23 protein-coding genes are annotated in these 22,661 nt (G+C 67.8%); 10 read left to right on the plus strand and 13 right to left on the minus strand.

The genetic code is table 11. From position 1 onward, the window contains the following. The 3 genes from IEY68_RS19365 to IEY68_RS19375 form a co-directional block, all read right to left on the minus strand. Positions 1–2,370: WXG100-like domain-containing protein (locus tag IEY68_RS19365; RefSeq protein ID WP_505784238.1), on the minus strand; the 2,370-nt coding region annotated here is incomplete at its 3' end. Beyond that, complete coding sequence (locus IEY68_RS19370; RefSeq protein WP_189094389.1) at positions 2,328–2,681, minus strand: hypothetical protein; 354 nt, start codon at positions 2,679–2,681, stop codon at positions 2,328–2,330. The genes IEY68_RS19370 and IEY68_RS19365, both read right to left, overlap by 43 nt. Positions 2,682–3,165: 484 nt before the next feature. Next, complete coding sequence (locus IEY68_RS19375; RefSeq protein WP_062998133.1) at positions 3,166–3,345, minus strand: hypothetical protein; 180 nt, start codon at positions 3,343–3,345, stop codon at positions 3,166–3,168. Between the two features lie 139 nt (positions 3,346–3,484). Between IEY68_RS19375 and IEY68_RS19380 the strand changes: the two genes are divergently transcribed. Next, entirely contained in the window at positions 3,485–4,195 is a 711-nt protein-coding gene (locus IEY68_RS19380; protein WP_062998135.1) for a helix-turn-helix domain-containing protein, read from the plus strand. Here the strand turns inward: IEY68_RS19380 and IEY68_RS19385 are convergent. The 3 genes from IEY68_RS19385 to IEY68_RS19395 all read right to left on the minus strand — a co-directional run bounded on the left by IEY68_RS19385 (position 4,177) and on the right by IEY68_RS19395 (position 6,031). Next, complete coding sequence (locus tag IEY68_RS19385; protein WP_062998171.1) at positions 4,177–4,752, minus strand: dihydrofolate reductase family protein; 576 nt, start codon at positions 4,750–4,752, stop codon at positions 4,177–4,179. The genes IEY68_RS19380 and IEY68_RS19385 overlap by 19 nt on opposite strands. A 113-nt stretch (positions 4,753–4,865) precedes the next feature. Next, a complete protein-coding gene (locus tag IEY68_RS19390; protein WP_062998137.1) occupies positions 4,866–5,270 on the minus strand; it encodes a hypothetical protein in 405 nt (134 codons plus the stop codon). Then, positions 5,267–6,031: an SDR family oxidoreductase gene (locus IEY68_RS19395; protein WP_062998174.1), complete on the minus strand. Its 765-nt coding sequence runs from the start codon at positions 6,029–6,031 to the stop codon at positions 5,267–5,269. Before IEY68_RS19395 ends, IEY68_RS19390 begins: the two co-directional genes overlap by 4 nt. Positions 6,032–6,331: 300 nt before the next feature. Between IEY68_RS19395 and IEY68_RS19400 the strand changes: the two genes are divergently transcribed. From IEY68_RS19400 to IEY68_RS19420, 5 genes are all read left to right on the plus strand, one after another. Continuing rightward, positions 6,332–6,568 (plus strand): FitA-like ribbon-helix-helix domain-containing protein, encoded by a 237-nt coding sequence (locus IEY68_RS19400; protein WP_062998139.1) that lies wholly within the window; start codon positions 6,332–6,334, stop codon positions 6,566–6,568. Further along, the gene (locus IEY68_RS19405) at positions 6,565–6,969 is read left to right on the plus strand and encodes a type II toxin-antitoxin system VapC family toxin (RefSeq protein ID WP_062998141.1); all 405 of its coding nucleotides are present in this window, start codon (positions 6,565–6,567) and stop codon (positions 6,967–6,969) included. Before IEY68_RS19400 ends, IEY68_RS19405 begins: the two co-directional genes overlap by 4 nt. A gap of 123 nt (positions 6,970–7,092) precedes the next feature. Beyond that, positions 7,093–7,599, plus strand: coding sequence for a DsbA family protein (locus tag IEY68_RS19410; protein ID WP_062998143.1), 507 nt, complete (start codon positions 7,093–7,095; stop codon positions 7,597–7,599). 109 nt (positions 7,600–7,708) lie between these two features. Then, complete coding sequence (locus IEY68_RS19415; RefSeq protein WP_062998145.1) at positions 7,709–8,653, plus strand: ATP-binding cassette domain-containing protein; 945 nt, start codon at positions 7,709–7,711, stop codon at positions 8,651–8,653. Beyond that, the gene (locus tag IEY68_RS19420; RefSeq protein WP_062998147.1) at positions 8,650–9,411 is read left to right on the plus strand and encodes an ABC transporter permease; all 762 of its coding nucleotides are present in this window, start codon (positions 8,650–8,652) and stop codon (positions 9,409–9,411) included. The genes IEY68_RS19415 and IEY68_RS19420 overlap by 4 nt, the downstream gene beginning before the upstream one ends. Here the strand turns inward: IEY68_RS19420 and IEY68_RS19425 are convergent. Then, the gene (locus IEY68_RS19425) at positions 9,395–12,565 is read right to left on the minus strand and encodes an AfsR/SARP family transcriptional regulator (RefSeq protein ID WP_062998176.1); all 3,171 of its coding nucleotides are present in this window, start codon (positions 12,563–12,565) and stop codon (positions 9,395–9,397) included. The two genes, IEY68_RS19420 and IEY68_RS19425, sit on opposite strands and share 17 nt — an antisense overlap. Positions 12,566–12,779: 214 nt before the next feature. Here IEY68_RS19425 and IEY68_RS19430 point away from each other — a divergent pair, with 214 nt between their 5' ends. From IEY68_RS19430 to IEY68_RS19440, 3 genes are all read left to right on the plus strand, one after another. Continuing rightward, positions 12,780–12,977, plus strand: a complete 198-nt coding sequence (locus tag IEY68_RS19430) for a ferredoxin (protein WP_062998149.1) — start codon at positions 12,780–12,782, stop codon at positions 12,975–12,977. Positions 12,978–13,030: 53 nt separating this feature from the next. Beyond that, complete coding sequence (locus IEY68_RS19435) at positions 13,031–14,257, plus strand: cytochrome P450 (protein ID WP_062998151.1); 1,227 nt, start codon at positions 13,031–13,033, stop codon at positions 14,255–14,257. An 84-nt stretch (positions 14,258–14,341) separates the two neighbouring features. Continuing rightward, positions 14,342–14,986, plus strand: coding sequence for a DUF4097 family beta strand repeat-containing protein (locus IEY68_RS19440; protein ID WP_062998178.1), 645 nt, complete (start codon positions 14,342–14,344; stop codon positions 14,984–14,986). Between the two features lie 177 nt (positions 14,987–15,163). Here the strand turns inward: IEY68_RS19440 and IEY68_RS19445 are convergent, their stop codons facing one another. After that, on the minus strand, positions 15,164–15,469 hold the full coding sequence (locus IEY68_RS19445; protein ID WP_189094390.1) for a hypothetical protein: 306 nt from the start codon (positions 15,467–15,469) through the stop codon (positions 15,164–15,166). Positions 15,470–15,821: 352 nt separating this feature from the next. Continuing rightward, entirely contained in the window at positions 15,822–16,229 is a 408-nt protein-coding gene (locus IEY68_RS36335) for a hypothetical protein (protein WP_062998155.1), read from the minus strand. Positions 16,230–17,088: 859 nt separating this feature from the next. Between IEY68_RS36335 and egtD the strand changes: the two genes are divergently transcribed. Then, the gene (gene egtD / locus IEY68_RS19455; RefSeq protein ID WP_062998159.1) at positions 17,089–18,063 is read left to right on the plus strand and encodes an L-histidine N(alpha)-methyltransferase; all 975 of its coding nucleotides are present in this window, start codon (positions 17,089–17,091) and stop codon (positions 18,061–18,063) included. A 124-nt stretch (positions 18,064–18,187) separates the two neighbouring features. On the opposite strand, the gene IEY68_RS19460 is transcribed toward egtD, so the two are convergent. From IEY68_RS19460 to IEY68_RS19475, 4 genes are all read right to left on the minus strand, one after another. Beyond that, positions 18,188–19,462: an MFS transporter gene (locus IEY68_RS19460; RefSeq protein ID WP_062998161.1), complete on the minus strand. Its 1,275-nt coding sequence runs from the start codon at positions 19,460–19,462 to the stop codon at positions 18,188–18,190. 316 nt (positions 19,463–19,778) lie between these two features. Further along, a complete protein-coding gene (locus IEY68_RS19465; RefSeq protein WP_062998165.1) occupies positions 19,779–20,711 on the minus strand; it encodes an aldose 1-epimerase family protein in 933 nt (310 codons plus the stop codon). Positions 20,712–20,783: 72 nt separating this feature from the next. Then, positions 20,784–21,071, minus strand: coding sequence for a DUF1330 domain-containing protein (locus IEY68_RS19470; protein WP_062998167.1), 288 nt, complete (start codon positions 21,069–21,071; stop codon positions 20,784–20,786). Positions 21,072–21,189: 118 nt separating this feature from the next. Next, positions 21,190–22,200 (minus strand): adenylate/guanylate cyclase domain-containing protein, encoded by a 1,011-nt coding sequence (locus IEY68_RS19475; RefSeq protein ID WP_062998169.1) that lies wholly within the window; start codon positions 22,198–22,200, stop codon positions 21,190–21,192. Positions 22,201–22,661 lie beyond the last annotated feature (461 nt).

A 22,661-nucleotide genomic window follows, 5' to 3' on the forward strand; every position in this document is an offset into this window, starting at 1 on the left:
GATCACCGCGGCCTCCGCCCGATACCGCGCCGCCAACTCAGCCGCGTCCGGCCCCGGATCCTGCCCAGGCGCGGAGGCTCCGGAATCCGACTCATGCCGCGCACCGGCCGATTCGGACTCCGGCGGCACCCGTGAACCAGCGGCAGGATCATCAGCGGTATCAGTATCGGTTTTCGGAGTACCGCCTTCCTCGGCCGCCGGCCTCCCGGACTCGTCGACGGCCGCGGGCGGTTTCGCCACCGAATCCTCGGCCACCTTCGCGGCCACACCGGTCTCGATATCGCCGCTCGACGGCTCCGGTCTCCGCACCGGCGGTGCTCCGGACACATCGGCCGAGACCGGCTTATCCGGATACGCCGACGGCTTTCCGACCGGCTCCGCCCTGTTCGGCGGCGGCTTCGTGTCCTCCGGCGCTTTGGCAGGCATCGTTTCCGCAACATTTCGCGCCGACACCGCCGGTTCGGCCCCCGCCGCGGACGTCTTCACCGCCGCACCGGCGCGCTCCGGGATCACGGCACCGTCGAACTCGGATCGCCGAGGTGCGACCGCACCTTCCGACGACTCCGCGGACTTACCCGCCGCGACCGGCGCATCCTCCCCGTCGGCCGGCAGGCGCGCGGTGGCGATCTCGGGTTTGGGTGCAGCCGAGTTCTCCGGCGTTTCCGCGGGCTTGCCGACCGCGACCAGCGCCTCCTCTCCTCCGGTGGACATGCGCGCAGACCCGCCATCCGGTGACAGCACTGTCCCGCCCACGTCACGTCCACCGGTCGTGTTCGTCTCGGCAGCCATCGAGCCGATCGGCTTGTCCGGCTTCGGTCCAGGACCTTCGGCGAAATGCGCGCGCACACCGGACAGCTCGTCGGCATTCGCACCGACCGCGGCCGCGGACCTGTCCGGCTTGCCGGCCATCGGCTGATCGAGCGATTCGCCCTCGCCCAGCCGCTGAAGCAGACGAGCATGCAATTCCCCGACCGGCTGCGGGCCGAGGTCGCCGACCACCCGAGCAGGTTCGGAACCAGCGCTCGGCTCCATCGCCTGCGCCAGTCGAGCCCCGGCGTCCACCGAGCGACCATTCGATACCGGCACGGATCCGGCGTACGGCGCCAGTGCGTCCGATTTCGCGGCACTGACGTTGTCGGGCGGCACGATATTCTTCGGCTGCCAGTCGACGGAGTTGTTCTGCCGGGTTGTGGGATCCCGCAGCAGCGCCGACAGCAGTTCGTTGAGCTTCTGCTGTTGGCTCTTGGGTTGGGTGTTCGCATCCACAGCCGGGAGCGGACCATATGCGTCGAGCGCCTCACTGAGGGGCCGGCCGACACTGCCTGCCGGGTCACCGGATTCCGGACGGCTCGGTGTCACCCCACCATGAATGTCACCGGACTCGGGGACGGAACCATGAGACACCGCAGGTGGGGCCGCCGCGCGCAGACTCGCCACACTGTGACCCGCCGCCCCGAGAAACCCGCCGGCCACCGCGGGCAGCAGAGATTCGGTGAAACCCTCGACCGTGAATTTCTCCCCCGACAGCCCTATCGCCACTCCGGTCCCGAAAAGCCCGCCGACCAGACCACCGGCCCCACCGGTGAGCAACGCGCCACCGAGCTGGATCATCACCCGCTGTCCCGTAGTGGTGGCGAGTTCCGCACGCGCGAGAGTGGCCGGGGTCACCCAGCGGTCACCCACCCATTTACCCGCCACCGCACCCGCCGCACCACCGGCGCCGCCCGCGATCGCCGCGATCCGGGCTTCCTTCCAGTTCACCTCATCGCGCTGATCATGGGTGACCTGCTTCCACTGCACGGCCAGGTTGATGCCACCGCCCTGCACGGCACCGATAGCCGCCGCCTTACCGGCCAGGACGAAGGTTCCACGCTGCGCGGCCGCCCGCGCGCTCATACCGGCGAAGTACTCCAACAACTTGCGTGAGGCGATCCCCAATGCCGTCCGGGTCCGCATCGTGGCGACATAGGCCTCGATCGCGCCACCTGCCCCGAACATGATCGCGGCATGCAGCAGCGTCCACGCCAAGATCACCGCGAACCCGATCACGGTCCACTTCTGCACCTCGAAGGCATTCGCACCGTCATAGAGCTGCTCGGCTTGACTATCGAAATGATCGGCCTGGGCACGGAACTTCTCCGCCAGCCCCCGATACTGTCCCTCCAGCCGATCGCCGGACTCACCCCTGATCGCAGAATGCCGGCGGTCGGCCTTGGCGTCGAAGTACTCCGCCAACACACGGCACCGCTCGGCCGTATCCGACAGATGATCCGCCTCGCGACGCATGGCATCTTCTCGGGCTTCGGGGAAGTGCCCGGCGACAACCTCTAGTACGGAAGGCGGTAGCCACGGCGGCAACTGCAGTGACAAACTTCACCCCTGCCCGTCAACCCCGTTCCGGTAAGCGACCCGGACTTCGAGACCTCGAACGAATCGATACCTACCCGCGCTGGGCAGATCTCGGCATCGGGAAGGCGTTGCTCTCTCCGGCGTTCGGCCTCGTGGAGGAACGGCGCTCTCAGCTCCGCCGCCGTCCGCGCAACTTCGTCTTCGTCGGCAATCCGGTCCAGTTCCTCCGCGAAGGCGTTCATCTCGCCAGAATCGAGCCACAGTGGCCGAGTCACCCGCTCGCCCTTTCCGCGCAGCAGCCAATTCCGATCAGTGTGCGCGAGGTTGCGCACCAGTGCATCCCAAACCCTTCCTGCTATTGGCAAGAGGGCGCGGACACTGCGCGGCTATGCTCCGGCCTCTGTACGCCGACGTACCGTTCATCGACGCCGGCACATCATCGGCAGGTGGAGAAACACGAACGCTTATGCGAACAGAGTGAGCACCGTGACCTCTGCTCGTGACAGGTTCGATATGAGTCGGCTCGGCGTCGGTTTGCCCGTGGTCAGTCCAGCAGGTTGAAATACTCAGGTGAACCGAGCCGGGCTGTCCTTGCCGACCTCAGTCTTTCCACGAGGTCAGCGGGCTATCAGGTGCAAGACGCAGCCGCCGACCCGGGTTCGGCACGGCTGGAACAAGGGGTGACCGAAGTCGAAACGATCATTGCCGGGCGCCGCACCTGACCACGGATCCGGTCACAATTCGACCGCTGCGACCGGCGCGTGCTTTCGCGTCGCCCCCGATGAGCCGGGGAGACGCGCGGCCGCATTCGCGACGTCAGTACGGGTAGTCCCGGAACGTCATGACGCCGCCGACCAGGACGGCCACCACTGTGAGGATGTAGACCGTGACACGGAACCACATCGGCCCGACGTAGCTGACCGCCAGCGATGCACCGAGCGCGGCGAGAATCATCACCACCCCGTAGAAGGGTGTGCGCTGCTCCCTGTCAACCATTCCCCCAGTGTCCTCCGGCGGCGCCGCGGGTGGCAATCCCGGATCGGTGCAGGCCGGTGCGTTTATTCCGTCCTCCTGCGGCCACCGCAGGCACGAATATGCGGATTGCCGGGTCCCAGCGCGGCCTAGTATCCGAATGGTGGGACTGCTGTTCGAGACGCGCGGATCCGATTCACCGTGGGTCGAATCCGTGTGGACGTGCCGCAGCGAGCACGTCTCGGAGATGACTTCGGTCGCGTCCGAGACCTGGGGGCTGGTGTTCTGGGAGCAGGAGGGGCGACCATACGCGGCGATCACCGGTCCGGAGAGCCGCACCGGCAGCGCGCCGGTGCCCGAGGGTGCCGGTTTCGTCGGTATCCAGTTCGCGGTCGGGACATCGCTGCGTGCGACGGCGATGGCGGCTCTGGTGGACGGCGGGATCGTGCTACCCGATGTGACCGGCCGAAGTTTCTGGCTCGATGGTGCCCAGCGGGAGACACCGCGGCCCGACGATGCCGAGGCGCTCGTCGAGCGGCTCGTCCGTGAGGTAGTCGTGATCCGCGATCCGCTGGTCGCGACGACGCTGCGAGGGGTGCCGTCAGAGGTGACCGAGCGGACACTCGAGCGCCGTTTCCGGGCGGCGACAGGGCTTACGCGGGGTGCTGTCCGGCAGATCGGGCGCGCCCGCACCGCCGCGATTCTGCTGACCTCCGGTGAGACACCCGGCGAGGTCGTCGACAAGCTCGGGTACTACGACGAGCCCCATCTCGCCCGTGCGCTGCGCCGATACGTCGGGCGGACGGCCCAGCAGTTGCGCACCCGGGACGGTGGCGCGATCGCGCTCGATCCCGGTCAGCGCACGACGTCGTAGACGAGTTTGGTCACGCCGTTGGAGTAGGTCGCCGAATCACGCACCCGCAGCGTCTGCTTATCACGATCCGCGCGGCTGAACAGGCTCTTGCCCGCGCCCAGCAACACCGGGAACACGAGCAGGTTGTACCGGTCGATCAGGTCGGCGTCCGCCAGGCGGCGGGCCAGCTCGGCACTGCCGTGGATGTAGATCGCGCCGCCCTCGGTCTGCTTCAGTGTCGCGACATCCTCTTCCGAGCGCAGGATCGTGATCGGACCCCACCCGTCGATCAGAGCGTCGTCGGTCAGGCTCGAAGAAACGACGTACTTGGGCAGGTCCTTGTATGCGGCGTGATCGTCGGAATCGCGCCATATCGGGGCGAACACTTCGTAGCTGCGGCGGCCGAACATCAACGCGGTCGTATCGGCGAGTTCCTCTCCTTTGAGCGAGAACGCCTCGGGCACGAACTCGGTGTCCATCACCCAGCCACCGCTGCGGTGTCCCTCGGCCTGTCCGCCCGGCGAGTCCACGACGCCGTCCAGCGATACGAAGCCCGTGTAGACGAGTTCGCGTGTCATCAGTTCCTCCTGGGTGTCGGGCACCGGATCATGCCTGTGGTCAGCCTAGGAACCGCTTCCGGCGCTGTCTTGTACGAAACCGACACGACCCCCTTGGGCACACCGACTCTCGATCAGTCCGGCGGTCCCGGCGTCGTCCGCAGGGCGAGCACGAGCAGTCCTGCCGGCAGGACCACCGCGAGACCGAGGAACGTGAGCAGTAACGCGGCGGTCCGAGGCGCCAGGTGGCCGACCATGGCGACATGCACGAGGAAGTGCGGGACGGCCCAGACCGAATACATGATCAGCGCGGTGCGAGCGAGCCAGGGAATCGTGCGGATCGTGGCCGCGCCCAGGACCACGGCACTGGCCAGAGTCATGGCGCCGTAGTCACGCATCAGGTGCTCGTTGTAGGCCATACCCATACCGACGACCTCGAGGGCGAAGAAACTCACCGGGAAGAACAGCGCCCACACACCGACCACGAGCTGGGCCGCGGTGAGGAACCCCAGGCCCGCGCGGAGCCATCCGATCGTCACCGGCCGTGTTCCCGATCGGCGAGGAATTCCTCGAAGGTGATCCGCCCGTCCGCATGGTCGGGTGTGAGATGAAGTCCGGCACGGAAATCGCGCATCGCTCTGCCCGGCAGGGGAACAGACAAGATGGGTCGGCGGCGCCCGACAGCCCGCAGATACGCGCGGCCCAGGTCGGTGGCGGCGCGGATCTGCGGGCCACCCAGGTCCGGTACCCGTTGGCTCGCGGGGCCCTCCGCGAGCATGACGAGGCGGGGGGCAACCTCGGTCACATCGACCGGCTGGAACGACACCTCGGACGGCATCGCGAGGAACGGCAACAACCGCTGGGCGTCGCATATCTGGGCGATCAGATCGTGGAATTGCGTGGCCCGCAGGATCGTCCACGGTAGTTCTGATCGCTGGATCAGGTCTTCGCACTCCGCTTTCACGCGGTAGTAGCCGAGCGCATGGTCGTCGATTCCGACGATCGACAGATACACCAGGTGCGGTCGCCCGGACGCCTGTGCGGCCTGGATCAGGGCACGCGTCGCGGTCACATCACCGCGACCGTTGGTCGTGGCCAGATGGACGATCACATCGTTACCGGCGACCGCCTCGCCCAGCCCGTTTCCGGTGCTCAGGTCCCCGACCGCCCAGCGGTGGGCCTGCGGCGCACGTTCGGAACGTGTCAATACCCGCACGTCGTGTCCCGCGTCGAGCAACCGGGGCACCAGTACGCCTCCGAGCCGGCCGGTGCCGCCGGTGACCAGTATCCGTTTCGTCATCAGTACCTCCGTCGTGAGGAACGAGTTCGCCTCGCACGACCGGGAACCGGACAGCCTTCCCGAACAGCCGATCCCGAACTTCGAAGAACCTGAGCTTATCCGGCCGGCGATGATCCGGATGTCGCCGCACGAACTCCGCGACCCGGTGCCGCCCTCCGACGGGTGGCTCATCGACACATCCTCCGACGACGCTACCGGCTTCTGCGCCTATCGGGCGTTCACCCACGGTCCCCCTCGTCGGCCCGCGTTCGGGTATCGAAGCATGAACATGCGCATGACATGCGCATGTAAGCTGAGGCCATGAGCGTAGCTATCCAGATCAAGGACGTCCCCGAGGAGGTCCGTGATGCCATTGCCCGACGAGCCGCCGCCCGGGGACAGTCCACCCAGACCTACCTCCGTGCCCTGCTGGAACGGGAATTTCGCGCCGAACGCAACAGGCAGCTGATCGAGAGCCTGGTAGGACGACGTTCACTGGCCATGGATGCCGACGCCGTTGTCGCGGAGGTCCGCGCCGGCCGTGAGGACGACGAATGATCGTCGTCGATGCCAACGTCATGGTGATGGCGCTTGCCGGACCCTCCGACCGCGGGGAGGCGGCGCGATCGGCGCTGTTCGCGGACGACGAGTGGGCCGCGCCCGCCCATATGCCCCTGGAGGTCGTGCGCACCCTCCACAAGGCCGCGCTGACCAACCAGCTCGCCACCGCCGACGCCGAGGCCGCCTTCCGCGCAATGGCTGCTATGCAGATCACCTATGTCGAGACAGATTCGCTTCTGCTGCACACCGTATGGAAGCTGCGCCACAATGTGTCCATTTATGATGCCGCGTATCTCGCGGTCGCCGCCCTGCACGATGCACCGCTGATCACTTTCGACTCGCGGCTCGCGAAGGGAGCACTTCAGGTGGTGCCCGAGGTCGACGTCACCGTCCTCTAGGCAGCGTCTCAAAGTGATAGATGGTTGGGGATCGCCGCTGTGCGGCGATCCCCAACTCATGTGGTGAGAAGAATTGCCTGCGTTGGTGTGTCGATGGCCCGATGCGAGCGAGGTCTCCGGTAAATGGTGACCGTCCGGGTGGTCATGGACCTGCAGTGCCCCGCCTGCAAAGCCTTTGAAACGGCCAACGGCAAGGTGCTGGAGAACGCGGTCCGCGACGGTACCGCCGCAGTCGAATACAGCGTCATCACCTTCCTCGACCGCGCCAGTACCACCGAGTACTCCTCCCGAGCCGGCAACGCAGCGTTCTGCGTCGCGAACTCCGGCGTGGACGACTACCAGGCCTGGCTCTCGGATATGTTCGCCGAACAGCCCGAAGAGGGCGGCGACGGCCTGCCCGACAGCGCGTTGATCGATATCGCCGAATCCGCGGGCTACACCGATTCCGCTGTGGCCCAGTGCATCACCGACCGTCGGTACGACACCTACCTGCGCACGAAGACCGATGAGGTGTTGAACAGCGGCGTGAACTCGACCCCGACCGTCACCGTAGACGGCGAGCAGATCACCGACGCCGACACTCTCATGAGCCCGAACGGTCTCGCCGCCGTCATCGACGCCGCGCGCTGAGCAACCGTCACGAGTAGGCGCGGTCACGCCGGACCGGCCGAATGCTGTGTCAGTAGCCGTGTCAGCTCGGCGTCAGGCCCGTATCAGCCGCCCGGCCGACAGTACTTCCATGAGCAATACAGCCATCGCGGCCTCGGGGCTGCGGAAAGCGTACGGGGACAGGACCGTCCTCGACGGAATCGATCTGAGTATCGGTGCCGGCACGATCTTCTCCCTGCTCGGCCCCAACGGCGCGGGCAAGACGACCACGGTGAACGTGCTGACCACCCTGTTGCAGGCCGATGGCGGAACGGCGCAGGTCGCCGGGCACGACATCAGCACCGAGACCGAGGCGGTGCGGGCGTCGATCGGGGTCACCGGGCAGTTCGCGGCAGTGGACGATCTACTGACGGGTGCAGAGAACCTGGAGCTGATGGCGGATATCCACCGGTTGAAGGGCGCCGAGCGTAAGCGGGTGATCGGGGAACTGCTGGAGCGGTTCGATCTCACGGATTCGGCGCGGAAGCGGGCGGCGACCTATTCCGGCGGTATGCGCCGGAAACTGGATCTGGCGATGACGCTGGTGACCCGGCCGGAGATCGTTTTCCTGGACGAGCCGACCACGGGGCTGGATCCGCGGAGCCGGCGCACCATGTGGGAGATCGTGCGAGATCTGACGGATTCGGGTGTAACCATCTTCCTCACCACCCAGTACCTGGAGGAAGCCGATCAGCTGGCCGACCGGATCGCAGTGCTCGACCAGGGCCGGATCGTCGCGGAGGGCACTCCCGACGAACTCAAGCGCCGGGTACCGGGCAGCTATATCCAGCTGCGGTTCGCCCAGGTCGCGGAACTGGATACAGCGGCGCGGATCCTACCCGGCTCCGCCCGCGACGACGAAGCGCTGACCTTGCGGGTACCCGGCGATGGTGGCTCGAAATCGCTTCGCCACCTGCTGGATCGGTTGGATGAGCATTCGCTCGAGGCCGCCGCCGTCTCGGTCCACACCCCCGATCTCGATGATGTCTTCCTTTCTCTCACCGGCCATGCGACCACGGAGGTCACCGCACCATGAGCACCATCACCGCACCGCTGGCCGATTCGTCGATCATGCTGCGCCGCAACTTCAAACACATCGCCCGAAATCCGGTCACCGTGTTCAACGCGGCCTTCATGCCGGTCATGATGATGTTGACCTTCGTGTACGTGTTCGGCAGCGCGTTCGCTGTCGGCGGCAACTACATCGACTACGCGACACCGGGAATGCTGCTGCTGGCCATCAGTTACGGGTTGTCGGGCACCGCGGTGGCGGTGAGCTCGGATCTGTCGAAGGGCATCATCAACCGGTTCAAGGTCATGGACGTCTCGCGCAGCGCGGTGCTGACCGGCCATGTCGTGGCGACCATCCTGACCAATGCGGTGGCCGTGGTGGCCATCGTCGGCGTGGCCTTCGCGCTCGGGTTCCGGCCGCCGGCGACCGCGGTCGACTGGCTCGGCGCGATCGGCGTCCTGGCGGCGACATCGTTCGCGGCGTCCTGGCTCACGGTCGCGCTGGGTATGGCCGCGAAAACGCCGGAATCCGCGGGTATGGGCGTGGTGCCGCTGATCATGCTGCCCTTCCTCAGTACCGCGATCGTGCCGGCCGAGAAAATGGGTCAGGGTGTCCGGCAGTTCGCGCAGTATCAGCCGTTCACGCCGATCATCGAATCGCTGCGCGGCTTTCTCACCGGTAACCCGTCGGGCGGCTACACGGCCGCGGCACTGGCCTGGTGTGCCGGATTCGCCCTGGTGGGGTACCTGTGGTCGCGTGCCACGTTCAGTAAGCGAGCGTAGTCGCGGCCAGTTCCTGCCAGTCCGCCTGCGCACCCTCCCGCATCGCCTCGGTGAAGTCCGCTTCACCGAGGCGATCTCGTGCTGTCCGCTCCACCCGGGCCGCGTCCGGCTGGGAACGGTCGGCCAACCCGTGGACGGCGGCACTCACCGCGAGCAGCCGCGCGGCTTCGGCGTTGTGGTCGCCGCGCAGCGCCAGATCCGCGATCCCGACGATCACCTGGGCGACCAGGATCGCGTGCCCCGCCTCGGTCGCCGCACGGAAAGCCGCGGCATGGTGTTCCCGGGCCTCCCGGAGATCGGTGGCGAGGTAACCGAGCAGCGTGTGGATCGCCGCGGCGAGTTGCGGCATCTCGGCTTCGCTGCCCAACAGGTTTGTCGCTACACCGATCTGCTCGTAGGCCTGCGCGGTATCACCGCGCCACCGAGCCAGTTCCGCTTGCGCCAAGGCCAGTTCGGCCAGTGCGACCGGCCAGGCGACCCGGCCCGCGTACCGTTGTGCCTCGGCCACGGCGGCCGCACTCGCCTCGGTATCGCCTGCCAGCCAGTACAACTGGGCCTGCCGCGAAAGCAATCCGACGATATCTTCCGCCGCACCGATCTCGGTGACCACGGCGATCGCCTGCCGGAAGAGTTCGCAGGCGGCGGCGAATTCACCGCAGCTGGCGAGCCGGTTGGCCCGTTCGGTCAGCGCGAACGATATTCCCCACCGCTCGCCGAGGGCCCGGAACTCGGCCAGCGCGCCCACGAGATACGTGTCCACCTCCGGGCCGTCGCGCCCCAGCACGATCCGCATCTTGCCCATCTGGAGCCGGGCCAGGGCACGCACCCAGGGGTCGTCATCGGTGAGCAGCGGTTCGAAGGCGGTCGGCATCGCTTCCGGCCCGTGCAACAGGCTTTCCAGCGCGGGCACGAACGCCAACGCCGGATGGCCGGCCCCGTCACCCCGGCTGAACCGGTACGCCTTGCGGATCCACTCCTCCAGCTGGTTCGCGTCATTGCGCCCGGAACTCAGGAAATGCACGACCAGCGCGTACACCAGAGCCCGGGTGTCGTCGTCCACATCGGCGGGTAGGTCGGCGACCGCGGTGACGAATTCCAGCCCCTCGGCCTTGTACCCGCCGAGCCACCAGTACCAGCCGCAGGCCGCGGCGAGCCGCAACGCTCCGGTGGCGTCGCCGACCGCGAGCGCGCCGCGCATCGCGCCGGCGATGTTCTCGTGCTCGGCCCCGAGAACGGCGAGCCACTCCAATTGTTCGGCGCGACGCAGATGCGGTTCGGCGGTTGCGGCGAGGCCGGTGAAATACGCGAGATGCGCCCCGCGCGCCGGATCCGACTCCCCGGATTCCGCGAGCCGCTCCTCGGCGTACTGCCGAATCGTGCCGAGCATCCGATACCGCGGCCCGCTCTCCCCCACGGTGACCAGCAGCGATTTCTCGGTCAGCGTGGTCAGCAACTCGAGCACCTCCCACTGCTCGACCGCCGGAGTCTTCCCGCCACCCTGTCCTTCGGGGCCAGGATCCGCGCAGACCTGCTCGGCCGCCTCGAGACTCGCGCCACCGGAGAACACCGCCAGCCTGCGAAGGACCATCCGTTCGGCGTCGCTGAGCAACTCCCAGCTCCAGTCGACCACCGCGCGCAAGGTCCGGTGCTGCGGAATCGCGGTGCGGCTGCCGCCGGTCAGCAGGCGGAACCTATCGTCGAGGCGGTCGGCGAGCTGATCGAGGGACATGGTCCGCAGCCTGGCCGCCGCCAGTTCGATCGCCAGTGGTATCCCGTCGAGCGCCCGGCAAACGCGAGCCATGGTCGCCGGTGCGCGGTCATCGGCGGCGAGATCCTTACGCACCGCACCGGCACGGTCGCGCAGCAATCGCACGGCCGGGGAGGCCTCGATTTCGGCGGGTTCCGCGTTCTCGGCGGGCAGCGCCAGCGGCTCGACCTGCCACAACGCCTCACCGGTGATACCGAGCGACTCCCGGCTCGTAGCGAGGATCCGCAGCCGCGGGCACTCCCCGAGTACCCGGTGGGCGAATGTCGCCACGGATTCGATCACATGCTCGCAGTTGTCCAGGATCAGCAGTGTTTCGCGATCGCGGAGCGCCGCGACGAGCCGATCCATGGGTTCCGCGTTCGGGGCCCCACCGAGCAGCGCGTCCCGGAAGCCGAGCGCGGCGATCGCTGATTGCGCTACATCACCGTTCGCACCGACCGACGCCAGCTCGACCAGCCAGGCCCCGTCCGGCAGGTCGTCGAGCAGGGTCTGCGCGGTTTCCAGGGCCAGCCTGGTCTTTCCCGAGCCGCCGGGCCCGGTCAGCGTGGTGAGTCGATGGTTCGCGATGAGGTCGCGCACAGCGGCGATATCGGCGTATCTGCCGATATATCCGGTCAGCTCGGCCCGCAGGTTGGTTCTGCGCTCGGCGTTCTCCGCTCCCACTTCACCGCGCAACAGCGCGACATGCAGCGCGGACAATTCCGGTGAGGGATCCACACCCAGCGTCTCGGCGAGCGCCTCCCGTGCGTTCTGGTACACCATCAGCGCCTCGGAACCGCGGCCCGCGGCGGCGAGCGCACGCATCAGCGCGACGACGAGTCGCTCCCGCACCGGGTACCGGGCCACCAGATCGGTCAGTTCGCCCACCTGCTGCGCACCCCGGCCGAGGTGGAGCTCCGACTCGTACAGGTCTTCGGCCGCGGCCAGGCGAAGCCCCTCGAATCGGGTGACCACGGCATCGACGGCCTCGCTGTCGCGCATATCCACGTCCTGCGCGGGCGCACCCCGCCACAGGCCGAGGGCTTCGCGCAGCAGCCGGACCCGGTGCGCGTCGTCACCGCCGCGGGCTCGGTCGAGGAGCTGTTCGAAGCGCACCGCGTCGACCGCGTGGGGTTCCATTGTGAGTCGGTATCCACCCGCCTGTCCCTCGAGCGACCCCTCCGGCAGCAGCCGGCGCAGCCGCGAGACCAGCGCCTGCAAGGCGTTCGCCGCGTCGGCGGGTGGCTGCTCACCCCAGATCCAGTCGACCAACGCCGACTTCGGGACCGTGCGCCCTGGTTCGAGTGCCAGGGCGATCAGCAGTGCCCGTAACCGGATACCCGGTACCTCGACAGGTCCCCCGTCGTCTGCTCGGATGTCGAGCGGTCCAAGCAACGCGATTCGCACCGGACCATTCTGCCGCAGTCGGTCGCCGGACCGCCGGGTCACCTCTCCGCGAGCGGCGGTCATGCCGTTGAACAGGACGAACACGGTGTCAGCGGATATGTCAGCGCGGTATCAGGCCGGTATCAGGCCACCCGGCGAAAGTTCTCGTATGCACAGCTCAGCACTCGCGAGGCCCGGCCCGGCCGGACCGCCCGCCCGATCGGAAGGGAAGCCGTTGGAACTCAGGGTCGACCGGGAGCGCTGCATCGGCGCCGGTATGTGCGCGCTGATCGCGCCAGAGGTGTTCGACCAGGACGACTCGGACGGCCGGGTACGGCTGCTCGACCCCGCACCACCGGCCCCCCAGCACTCGACAGCCCGCGAAGCCGCCCACAGCTGCCCGGCGGCGGCGATCAGCCTTCTCGACCGATAACCCCGGTGTTCCGCAGCCCGGACACCGACCGACCACCACGAACAGGAAATACGATGAGCGACACCGCCTCCGTCCCCCGCGGCCTTCCCACCGACCGTGACGCCGGCCCCTTCGACCCGCCCCGCGAGATCACCCGGCTGCGTGAGGTCCGCCCGGTCAGTCCGCTGATCTTCCCCGACGGCCATGAGGGCTGGCTCGTCACCGGCTACGAGGCGGCCCGTGCTCTTCTGGCCGATACCCGCTTCAGCTCCCGTCAGGACATCGGCGTCCTCCACGCGCTGGACGCGAGTCCCGGTATGCCCGTCCAAACCGAGCCGTCCCCGCAGATCCCGGGTCTGTTCATCGCCATGGATCCGCCGGACCACACCCGGCTGCGGCGCAAACTCATCGGGGCTTTCACCGTTCGGCGCATGAAGGAGCTCGAAGAGCACATCGCCGAGATCGTCGAACGGCGACTCGACGACATGGAGCGGATGGCACCCCCGGTGGACCTGGTGCAGGCGTTCGCGCTGCCGGTGCCGTCGCTGGTGATCTGTGAACTGCTCGGCGTCCCCTACGCCGACCGGGACACCTTCCAGACCAACTCCGCCAAGTTCCTGCTCAGGGACCAGCCGCTGGAAGAGAAAATGGGCGCCTACGGCGCGATGATGGGCTATCTGGCCGAGCTGGCCACGGCCAAACGCGCCGAGCCCGGCGACGACATCCTGTCCGACCTCGCCCGCGACGAGGACCTCGGCATCGAGGAACTCACCGGTATCTCGTTCCTGCTGCTGCTCGCCGGCCACGAGACCACCGCCAATGTACTGGCGCTGGGCACTTTCGCACTCCTGGAGAACCCCGGTCAGCTGGCCGAACTGCGCGCGAACCCGGAACTGATGCCGGACGCGGTCGAAGAACTCATGCGCTATCTGTCGGTCGCCGATATCTTCTACCGCTACGCCACCGAGGACATCGAACTCGGCGGCGAAACGATCCCCGAGGGATCCACCGTCGTCGTCTCGCTGCTGGCCGCCAACCATGACCCGCTGCGCTTCGACAACCCGGACGCCCTCGATATCCACCGCAAGGCCCGCGGTCACCTGTCCTTCGGTCACGGTGTGCACCAGTGCCTCGGTCAGCAACTGGCCCGAGTCGAGATGCGTGCCGGTTTCGCGGGACTGGTGCGCCGCTTCCCGACCCTGCGGCTCGCCGTCGCCCCCGGCGATGTGCCACTCCGGACCGATATGAACATCTACGGCGTCCACGCACTCCCGGTCACCTGGACCGAATCGGCCCGTTAGACCGTCCGCGGCCGCGCGAACCGCCCGGCCGCGTGAATCCAACCCCCACAACCGAACCCCGTTTCACACCCGATGGAGACAGCCATGCCCACCTACCAGACACCGGACCCGATCGCCGTCACCGTCGACGTACTCTCCGGCGAAGTCGTCGTCATCGCCTCCGAACGCACCGATACCGTCGTCACGGTCCGGCCCTCCGACGCGTCCAAGAAGGGCGATACGCGGGCCGCCCAGCAGACCCGGGTCGCTTTCGCCGCCGGCGCCCTGACCGTGACGACGCCGAAGGACTGGCGGACCTACACGCCCTTCGGCGGCAATCCGTCGATCGAGGTGACCATCGAGGTACCCACCGGTTCCCGGTTGAAGGGCACCGCCGCGGTGGGCCGGTTGCTCGGCACCGGTGGACTGGGCCGGTGCGAGCTGGAAGTGGCCGCGGGCGACATCATCGTGGAAGACCCGCGTGATTCGGTGATCGCGAAAGTCGCCCAGGGCGATATCCGCGTCCGTGAAGCAGCACGCGGCGAGCTGCGACTGGAGACGTCGACGGGCGAATTGGAGGTGGGGATCAGCGCGGGCAGCGCGGCACAGCTGGAATTGAACGCCCTGGACGGCACCGTGCGCAACGAGATGCAGCCGGGCGACAAGTCGTTGTACAACGGGGAAACGGTGCGCGTGCGGGCACGTAATTCGTGCGGCGACATCGTCATCCGGCACACCGCCGCCGTCTGATCGAACGCTGCGCCTCGGCGGCGGGCGGTCGGGCGGGCCGATCGAATCGTCTGCTGGTCAGGAGGAGAACCGTGGAGGAGGGTGGTCGAGGAACTGTCGCGGCGCGGGGGGTGCTACGCCGACTTCTGGATTGTTTCCGCCGCACCGGGCGTGGGGGATCAATCCGGCGGTAGGGGCCTAGTCGGCCGGGCGGATCGACGGCCGACAGCCCCGGGTCATCATGACGTGCTCGGCGAGTTCCTCGATGTTCATCATCTCCGGATGGCTGTAATAGATCAGCTCGAACCGGCTGTGCCGCCAAGATGCCGGATCCAATCGGCCGGCATCACTCGTATCGCACAGCGCTTCGAGCCGGCTCAGATCGAACGGCTCCTTACCGCGGGCGTGTGCGTCCGCCTTGACGGCTGCCAAGCGTTCTGTACGTGTCAGATCCGCCCTGCCCCACACCCCCGCCGCAAAACGGCGTGCTTCTTCGAGGTCCACTGACGCTCTCCTACCTGCCCGCGGGCCCGGTCCAGCCGGAAGGCTGGTTTAACCACGAGAAGTTCTGGGTACGAGTCTAGGCCGTCAACCACCGGTCTGCATCGCCGAATCCCTTGTGTGCTCCGAAACCCCTCGCACACTGGGCATTCTACGAATCGGCGACGGTTGTGCCGACGAATTCGGCACAACCGGCCGAGAAGCCTCTTCCTCGGGCTGGGAAGCGGGTTTCTCATCGCCGTTCGACGCGGACCTCGTTCCACGGGGGCGGCCCGTCGAGCAGCGGCGCGCGGTCACCGCTGCGATCGCGTTCGAGCAGGATGGAACCGGCATCGCGGGTCAGCCACATACTCGGCTACCGCAGACCGTCGCGGACCACATCCCGGGTCATCGCGGCATCCATCATCGAGCAGGCGTGCAACCGTGAGTCGGCGTGACATGCCGCACCGACCGTCATAACCGTTCCTTCCGGCGCAGCGGTGACCTCCGTGCCGGGAGCACCCGCCGGAGGGATCCCATTATCGGACGGCCGGTCTCGCCCGATCCAGCAAGAATGTTCCCCACGCCCGGTGGCGGCGCTCGGAGTGAGACCGCGCCGGCTGTCCGAGCCGTCGACGGTCAGCCCACTACCCCCGAACTCGATCACGACGGTGACCGCCGGGATATCGGCGACCCGCAGGTTCAACCCGTTGTCGCCACGGTGCCGGAAGCCGATCATCGCGGCGCGCCCCGCCCGGCACTCGCCGGGCGGCCGAATTCCCATTCGGCCTCGGAATCGCTGTCGAACCCACTCGCCGCCACGTACCCGGGCTAACCGGGCATTACGCAGGCGAGGAGCCGGTAACCGGACACTCCGGACACGGGGGCAACGTCGTGGACCGGCGGGTCGGCAACCGTGAGCCGACCCGCCGGTCGCGGGCAGTCGGCGGGCGCGCGCCGGGTGCACCCGAAGTCCACCCGGGCCTCCGAGCCGCCGAAAGGGTCCAGTTCATCGCGGTAGTAGCGCTGATCCGTATCGCGCACGGGGTCGACCGGTCCCAGTGGCGCGGGGCAAGCGCTTATCGACGGCGGCATCACAGCGGCGCCCGGAGAATCCCGGCGAGAAAAGCGGCATCCGTCTCTCCTGTCCAGGAACGGTGGTGGCAGTCGGCGTCGCCATATCGAATGTTGCCGACAAATAGCCAATATCCCGCCATCGCTTTCGGGTGTCAAGCAGCGGCCAGGTTGCAGAACGGCTACAGCTCGACCGGACATCATTCTTTAGTGGTCATATAGAAGTGAATCACCCCTATCGCAGCTCGCAGCAAGGGCGGCGCATCGAATTTGCTCAAGGGATGCGGGAGAGCTTTTTCGGGTGGTGACGGAATAGATTCCGACCAAGCGTCATGCCGAGTGACCCTTATCACAGACAGTGGCCTGGACGCACGGCGGTATCGACCCTCCGGAACATCGGTATTCCACCTGTCCCGGCGGGCGGCCGGCGCCGACCCTGCGGTCCCGGACCCGGGCCTTCTACATCCCGAAATGCGGAAAGTGCGGATATTCCGCTCGAGATGGCGGATGTCCCGCCGTCGCGGTTGCCATACGTTTTCCGGCGACAGCCGCGGAAAGAGAGGGATCCAATGGCTATCGCACCTACATTCGATATTCAGCTCACGGAGGCCGATTTCCGCGAGCAGTTGCGCACCGATGTGCTCTGGGGATTGTCCGGTCGCCGGAAATGGTTACCACCCAAATGGTTCTACGACGCCCGCGGTAGCAAACTGTTCGACCTCATGGCCGGACTGCCGGAGTACTACCCGACCCGCACCGAACGGGCACTTCTGCGCGTCTCCGTCGATGAGATCGCGCGCCGTGCCTCGAGTGCGACCGAATTGGTCGAACTGGGTTCACGCTCCTCGGTGAAGACGCGACTGCTGCTGAACGCGCTCACCACCCACGGGTCGCTGTGCTCCTACATACCCCAGGACACCTCGGAAAACGGGTTGCGCGCCGCGGCCGATTGGACCAGCCGCGAATTCCCGCATCTGTCCGTACACGGGATCGTCGGCGATTTCACCACCGTGCACCCGGCCCTGCCGCACGGCGGCCGCCGTCTGGTCGCGTTGCTCGGCGGCGCCCTGGGCAATCTGCCACCCTTCGAACGCACCGCGTTCCTCGGTGAACTACACCAGGCCCTCAGGCCAGGCGAACAGTTGCTGGTCGGCGTCGGGCTGGTCACCGATCCCGCTGTCATGATCCCCGCCTACGACGACGCCGCGGGGGTCACCGCGGAGTTCAACCGCAATGTGCTGCACGTGGTGAACGACCGTCTCGGCGCCGATTTCGATCCCATCGAATTCGCCCATATGGCGGTATGGGATCCCGATCTCGAATGGATCGAAATGCGGCTGGCCGCAACCAAACCGATGCGCGTCACGATTCCGGACCTGGATCTCGTAGTCGATTTCGCCGCCGGTGAGCAGATGCGTACCGAGATCTCGGCGAAGTTCCGGCTGCCCGCTTTCCGTACCGAACTCGCCGCGGCCGGTTTCCGGCTGCGCCACGCGTGGACAGATCCCGAACACCGATTCGCGCTGGTGCTCGCCGACAGATGAACCTCCCGCCGGCCCGGCATCGACGCGCCGGACGAATTGCTACGGCCGCGTGGCGGTTCCGCCGCTCCGGGCCGGTCGGGATCGCCCGCATCCCGCTGACCGATTCCGCGGCATTCGGATCCTGCTACCCGGTAACGGTGTGGATCTGCTCCGGACGCTTCCCTGCCGGTGCACTCTCACCCCGGCCGGGACCGCGCCCGCGGAAGCGTCCGATCACCGCGACGGTTGCCGAAACCACGCCGATCACGATGCCCATGCCGAGGAAGGCGCCGGAATACCCGGTCGTGCCGACGAACCAGCCGAGAGTTGTGGCCCCGAGCCCGAGCCCACCGTCGTAGGCGATATTCCAGAGCGTGCTCGCGGTAGCACTGCGGGCCGGTCCGAGGCGCTGCACAGTGAGTACGAACGAATCGTTCTGGCAGGCCCCGAATCCGGCCCCCAGCAGGGTGGTCCCGCCGAACAGCAGGACATGGTGACCGGTTGCCAGCGCAACGGCGGTCAGCACCGACCCGGCCGCGCAGCACAGCACCGATACCAGGAGCAGGTGCCCGGCACCGAGCCGACCGCCCGCCGGCCCGGCCCCCAGCCGAGCCGCGACCAGCGCGATCGATGCGGAGAGCAGCGCCCACGAGGCGGCACCGGCATCCGGTAGGGCGACCGGGAGGAAGGTGGTGACCGCGCCGAACGAACCGGCGGTCAAGGCGAAGAGCGCGATCGGTGCCGCGATATTTCCGGCCTCGGCCGTAGTGGCGAAGCGGAAGGTCGCACGGTGTCCCCGCGGTAGCAGCACCGCCAGCGCCGCGCCGGTCAGGCAAGCGAGCGTCGAGCCCCAGAAAACTATCGGAAAGCCCCAGGTCCGGGCAATCCAGACCCCACCGGCGAGAGCACCGAGGTTCGGCAGCGCGGCCGCGACGCCGAACAGGGAAGCCCGGGAGGACAATTGGCGCGGCGTGGACAGATCGGCGACGAGGGTGGCGCCCGCGATCACCACCAGGGCCAGCCCGATCCCCCGGACCACGGTGATCACCAGAACCGGGCCGATATCGGCGGACAGCAGGTACAGCGGTGTCGGCGCCCCGAGCAGGACCGCGCCGCCCACGATCATGGTCCGCAACGCGAGCATCCGGAAGAGCCACGGCGCGGCCAGCTGGGCCGCCACGGTCGCCGCCATCATGACGCCGGTCGTCGCCCCCACCGCGACACCGTTCGCACCGCCCGCGGCGGACCACAGCGGGACGACCGACAACAGTGCGGCGTAGTCGACGAAGGCGAGGAACGTCACCGCCAGCAGCACCGCGAAGGCGCCCGGCCCCGTGGTCCGGACGGGCGGATCACCGGTGTCCGAGGCTTCCCCGGGTAAACCTCTCGCGGCATCGGCCGGACCGGTCGGTGTGGTCATCGCGTCACCCCTCTCCGGCACCGGGTCGCCGGAGCGCCCGTGGCCGTTGAAACCGAGATCGGACCGGCGAACTGAACGTGCTCGACGGCCCGTACTGCCCGACTGCGATATCCGCCTCGTGACCCACCCGCACCGCCACCGCAGCCCCGCGTTCGATATCGTCGCGCAGGAGATACGCCGGACCCGGCAGCGCCTGTGTGGGCACGATCAACTCACCCGATGGCAGCCGGAGCCGAGCCGTTCCGCGACTCGCTACCACCGGCGAACGAAGGTGGACCGGCCGGCGATCAGGCGCTTCGCACCGCGCCGAGCCTCCTCATCGGCCGGACGAGGACCCGGACGTATAGCGGATCCGCCATCGGCCCTCCCAGCGTTCCCCGGGTGCCAGGTGCCGCAATCCGCGACCGGAGTTCAGAGCGTTCGGCGGGGCGGTCATCGGCTCCAGTGCGACCGCGAGACCTCGGCCGTCCGGGCGCGGGAACTCCCGGGGCGTGAAGACCTGCAGGTATTCCCATCCGGCGTCCTGGACGAGTTCGACCGTCGCGCCGTCGGGTGCGGTCAGCCGGGCCGCCGCCGCGGGCGTCACCCCACCGAACGGCGTGTCCAGGTCCAGATCCGCGAGCGGCACTCCGGCACGCAGGTCGTAACGAGTGCCCTCGACCGGATGTTCGGCCACCGGATTCATCCGGGCGTCGATCTCGTAATAGGTGCTCGCGGCCACCGTGAGCACCAGATCCTCGATCGGGTTCGCGCCGATCCGGAAGTACGGGTGCGCACCCACCGCATACGGCGCGGACCGTGCGCTGTGGTTGACCACTCCGTGGGTCACGGTGAGCCCGTCGGAGTGCAATTCGTAGCGCACCCAGGTGTCGAGCAGGAACGGCCAACCGTGCTGGGGCGGTATCAGCGCACCCAGTGTCACCGCACCGGCGGACTGCTGCCGCACCTCGTATTCGGTGTTGCGCAGCAGACCGTGGATCGCGTTCGAACGCGCCACCTCCGTGATATCGAGTTGCTGCGGCAACCCGTCGAGAATCCAGATACCGTCGCGGACCCGGTTGGGCCAGGGTGCCAGGACGATACCGGCGCCCATCGGCGGTGCGGTATCCACCGGAACCGGTTCGGTGACGGCGACACCGTCGACAGTCAGACCACGCAGTACAGCGGCCACCGTGCCGATCTCGGCGCGGGCAACAGGGGTCTCCAGAACGATCGAACGGCCGGTCGGGGTGCGGTCGGAGAGGGTCACCTCGCCAGCCTAGGTTCCCGATGCGACCACAATTCGCAACGCGGCCACCGAGTCGCCCGCGCGGAGCGGCCCCTACAGCCCGTTGACGATCACCGCGTTGCAGTCCGCGGCCGCCTGCCGCAGCGGGATCGCCGCCTGGTATTCCTCGGACTCGTACCAGGCGCGGGCAGCTTCGGGAGACTCGAATTCCAGTACCACCGTCTGGGTGGCGGGCCATTCGCCTTCGAGGACCTCGAACTCGGTATCGATTGCCAGGACCTTCACCCCGGCGGCCATCGCCTTACCGGCCGCTTTGCCGTATTCGGCCATCCCCGCCGGGTCCTTGATCAGCTCGGTCACGATGACATAACCCTTGGCCATACCGGATCTCCTTTTCACGCATGAACCGCAACCGGCTCCTCGACGACCCTACCCAAATGATCATTTACGTTGTCAGAAATCTCATATGCTGAAACCAAGAATTATGATCCGTGGGCGGTCAGGATTCGGCTTTACCGTTGCGCCGGAGCAGATGCGGCCGCAGCCGGTTGAACCCCCGCACCCGCACACTGCGCAGGTGCCGGATGTTCAACTCCTTCTCACCGTCCAGTTCCGCCGCGGCGCCGTCGTCCACCAGGATCGTGCCCGGCCGGGCGACACCGGTGAGCCGGGCGGCGATGTTCACCACCGAGCCGTACAGGTCTCCGAAACGCTGCAACACCGGTCCGTAGGCGAGAGCCACCCGTAGTTCCGGCGTGGTGCCCACGGTCATGGTGGATTCCTGAAGCGCCAGCGCGATCCGGGCTGCGGCCAGCGGCGATTCGGCCGCGAACATCACCTCGTCACCGACATTCTTGATGACCCAGCCGCCGTTCTCGGCGATGGCGTCGTTGGTGGTGGATTCGAAGGCCTCCAGCAGCGTGGACAGTTCGTCGGGATGCAGGTGCCGGGTGAGCCGGGTGTAGCCGACCATATCCGCGAAGCCGACGGCCAGCACGCGGGTCGAATCCGCGGCCGGTCCCGACTCTTCCAGGTTCCGCGAGAGCGCCGCGTCGAGATGACGCCGCCAAGCGTAGGACAGCAGGCTCTCCAGCAGTGCCACCGTTTCGGCGGTCGCGGTGCGGGTGATCTGATCGCGGTCCCCGTCCGCTCCGGCCGCGGCGACGCGTCGATCGATCTCGTCGAGCACCAGGTCGACCTGCCATTCCGCCAGGCGCGCCATGGTCTGCCCGATGGTGCGGGCCGTGGCAGCCTGCTGGCGGGCATCGGCCCCGGCGAGGATGCCGACCTCGCGGAATCGCTGGATGGCCACGATATCGGCGTCGGTGTAATCGCACGCGCTGTCGTCCGCGCTGGCCGGGAAACCCAGGGATACCCACAGCCGCCGGGCCAGTTCCGGCGATACCTCGGCCTTTTCGGCTACCTCGTTGCGGTTGTAGCGCCGACGGCCGGCCAGCAGGCTCGCCTCGGCCGCCGACCGCACCGATTCGGCTCTCTCGTGCGACACCATGGGCGAAACCTTACGACGCCGCGGCGGCCCCGCGACCGGACCGGGCGAATCGCTCGGTGATCTGTGTCATGGTGCCGGAATCCCGGACGGCTGCCGAGCGAACGGCTACCAGGATCCGGACCGCCGGAGCGAGTTGCGAGTATCGGCCGGTCCGCACGGGACTGTGGTCGCGGCGGCCGCAGGGACGGCGAAGAGCAGGGTGTCGCCGACCGCGCAGACTACGGGCCCGCGGCCGGGACGGCGTGCGGCGCCGCGTCCGCGGGTCGCTCCGCGGGAACAGGCGCGGGCACCTCGGCGGGAGGAGCCGGCGCATCGACTGGAGCGGGCGGCTCGACGGGGGCAGGCGGCTCGACGGGGGCAGGCGGCTCGACGGGAGCGGGCGCCTCGGCAGGCGGAGTCACGGGAGCCGGGGGCGCGGCCGGAGCCGGCGCGGTCGTCACCGGCTGCGGCTCGGGGACGGC

Origin of the sequence: Nocardia jinanensis (assembly GCF_014645735.1) — a bacterium.
Classification (GTDB): domain Bacteria; phylum Actinomycetota; class Actinomycetes; order Mycobacteriales; family Mycobacteriaceae; genus Nocardia; species Nocardia jinanensis.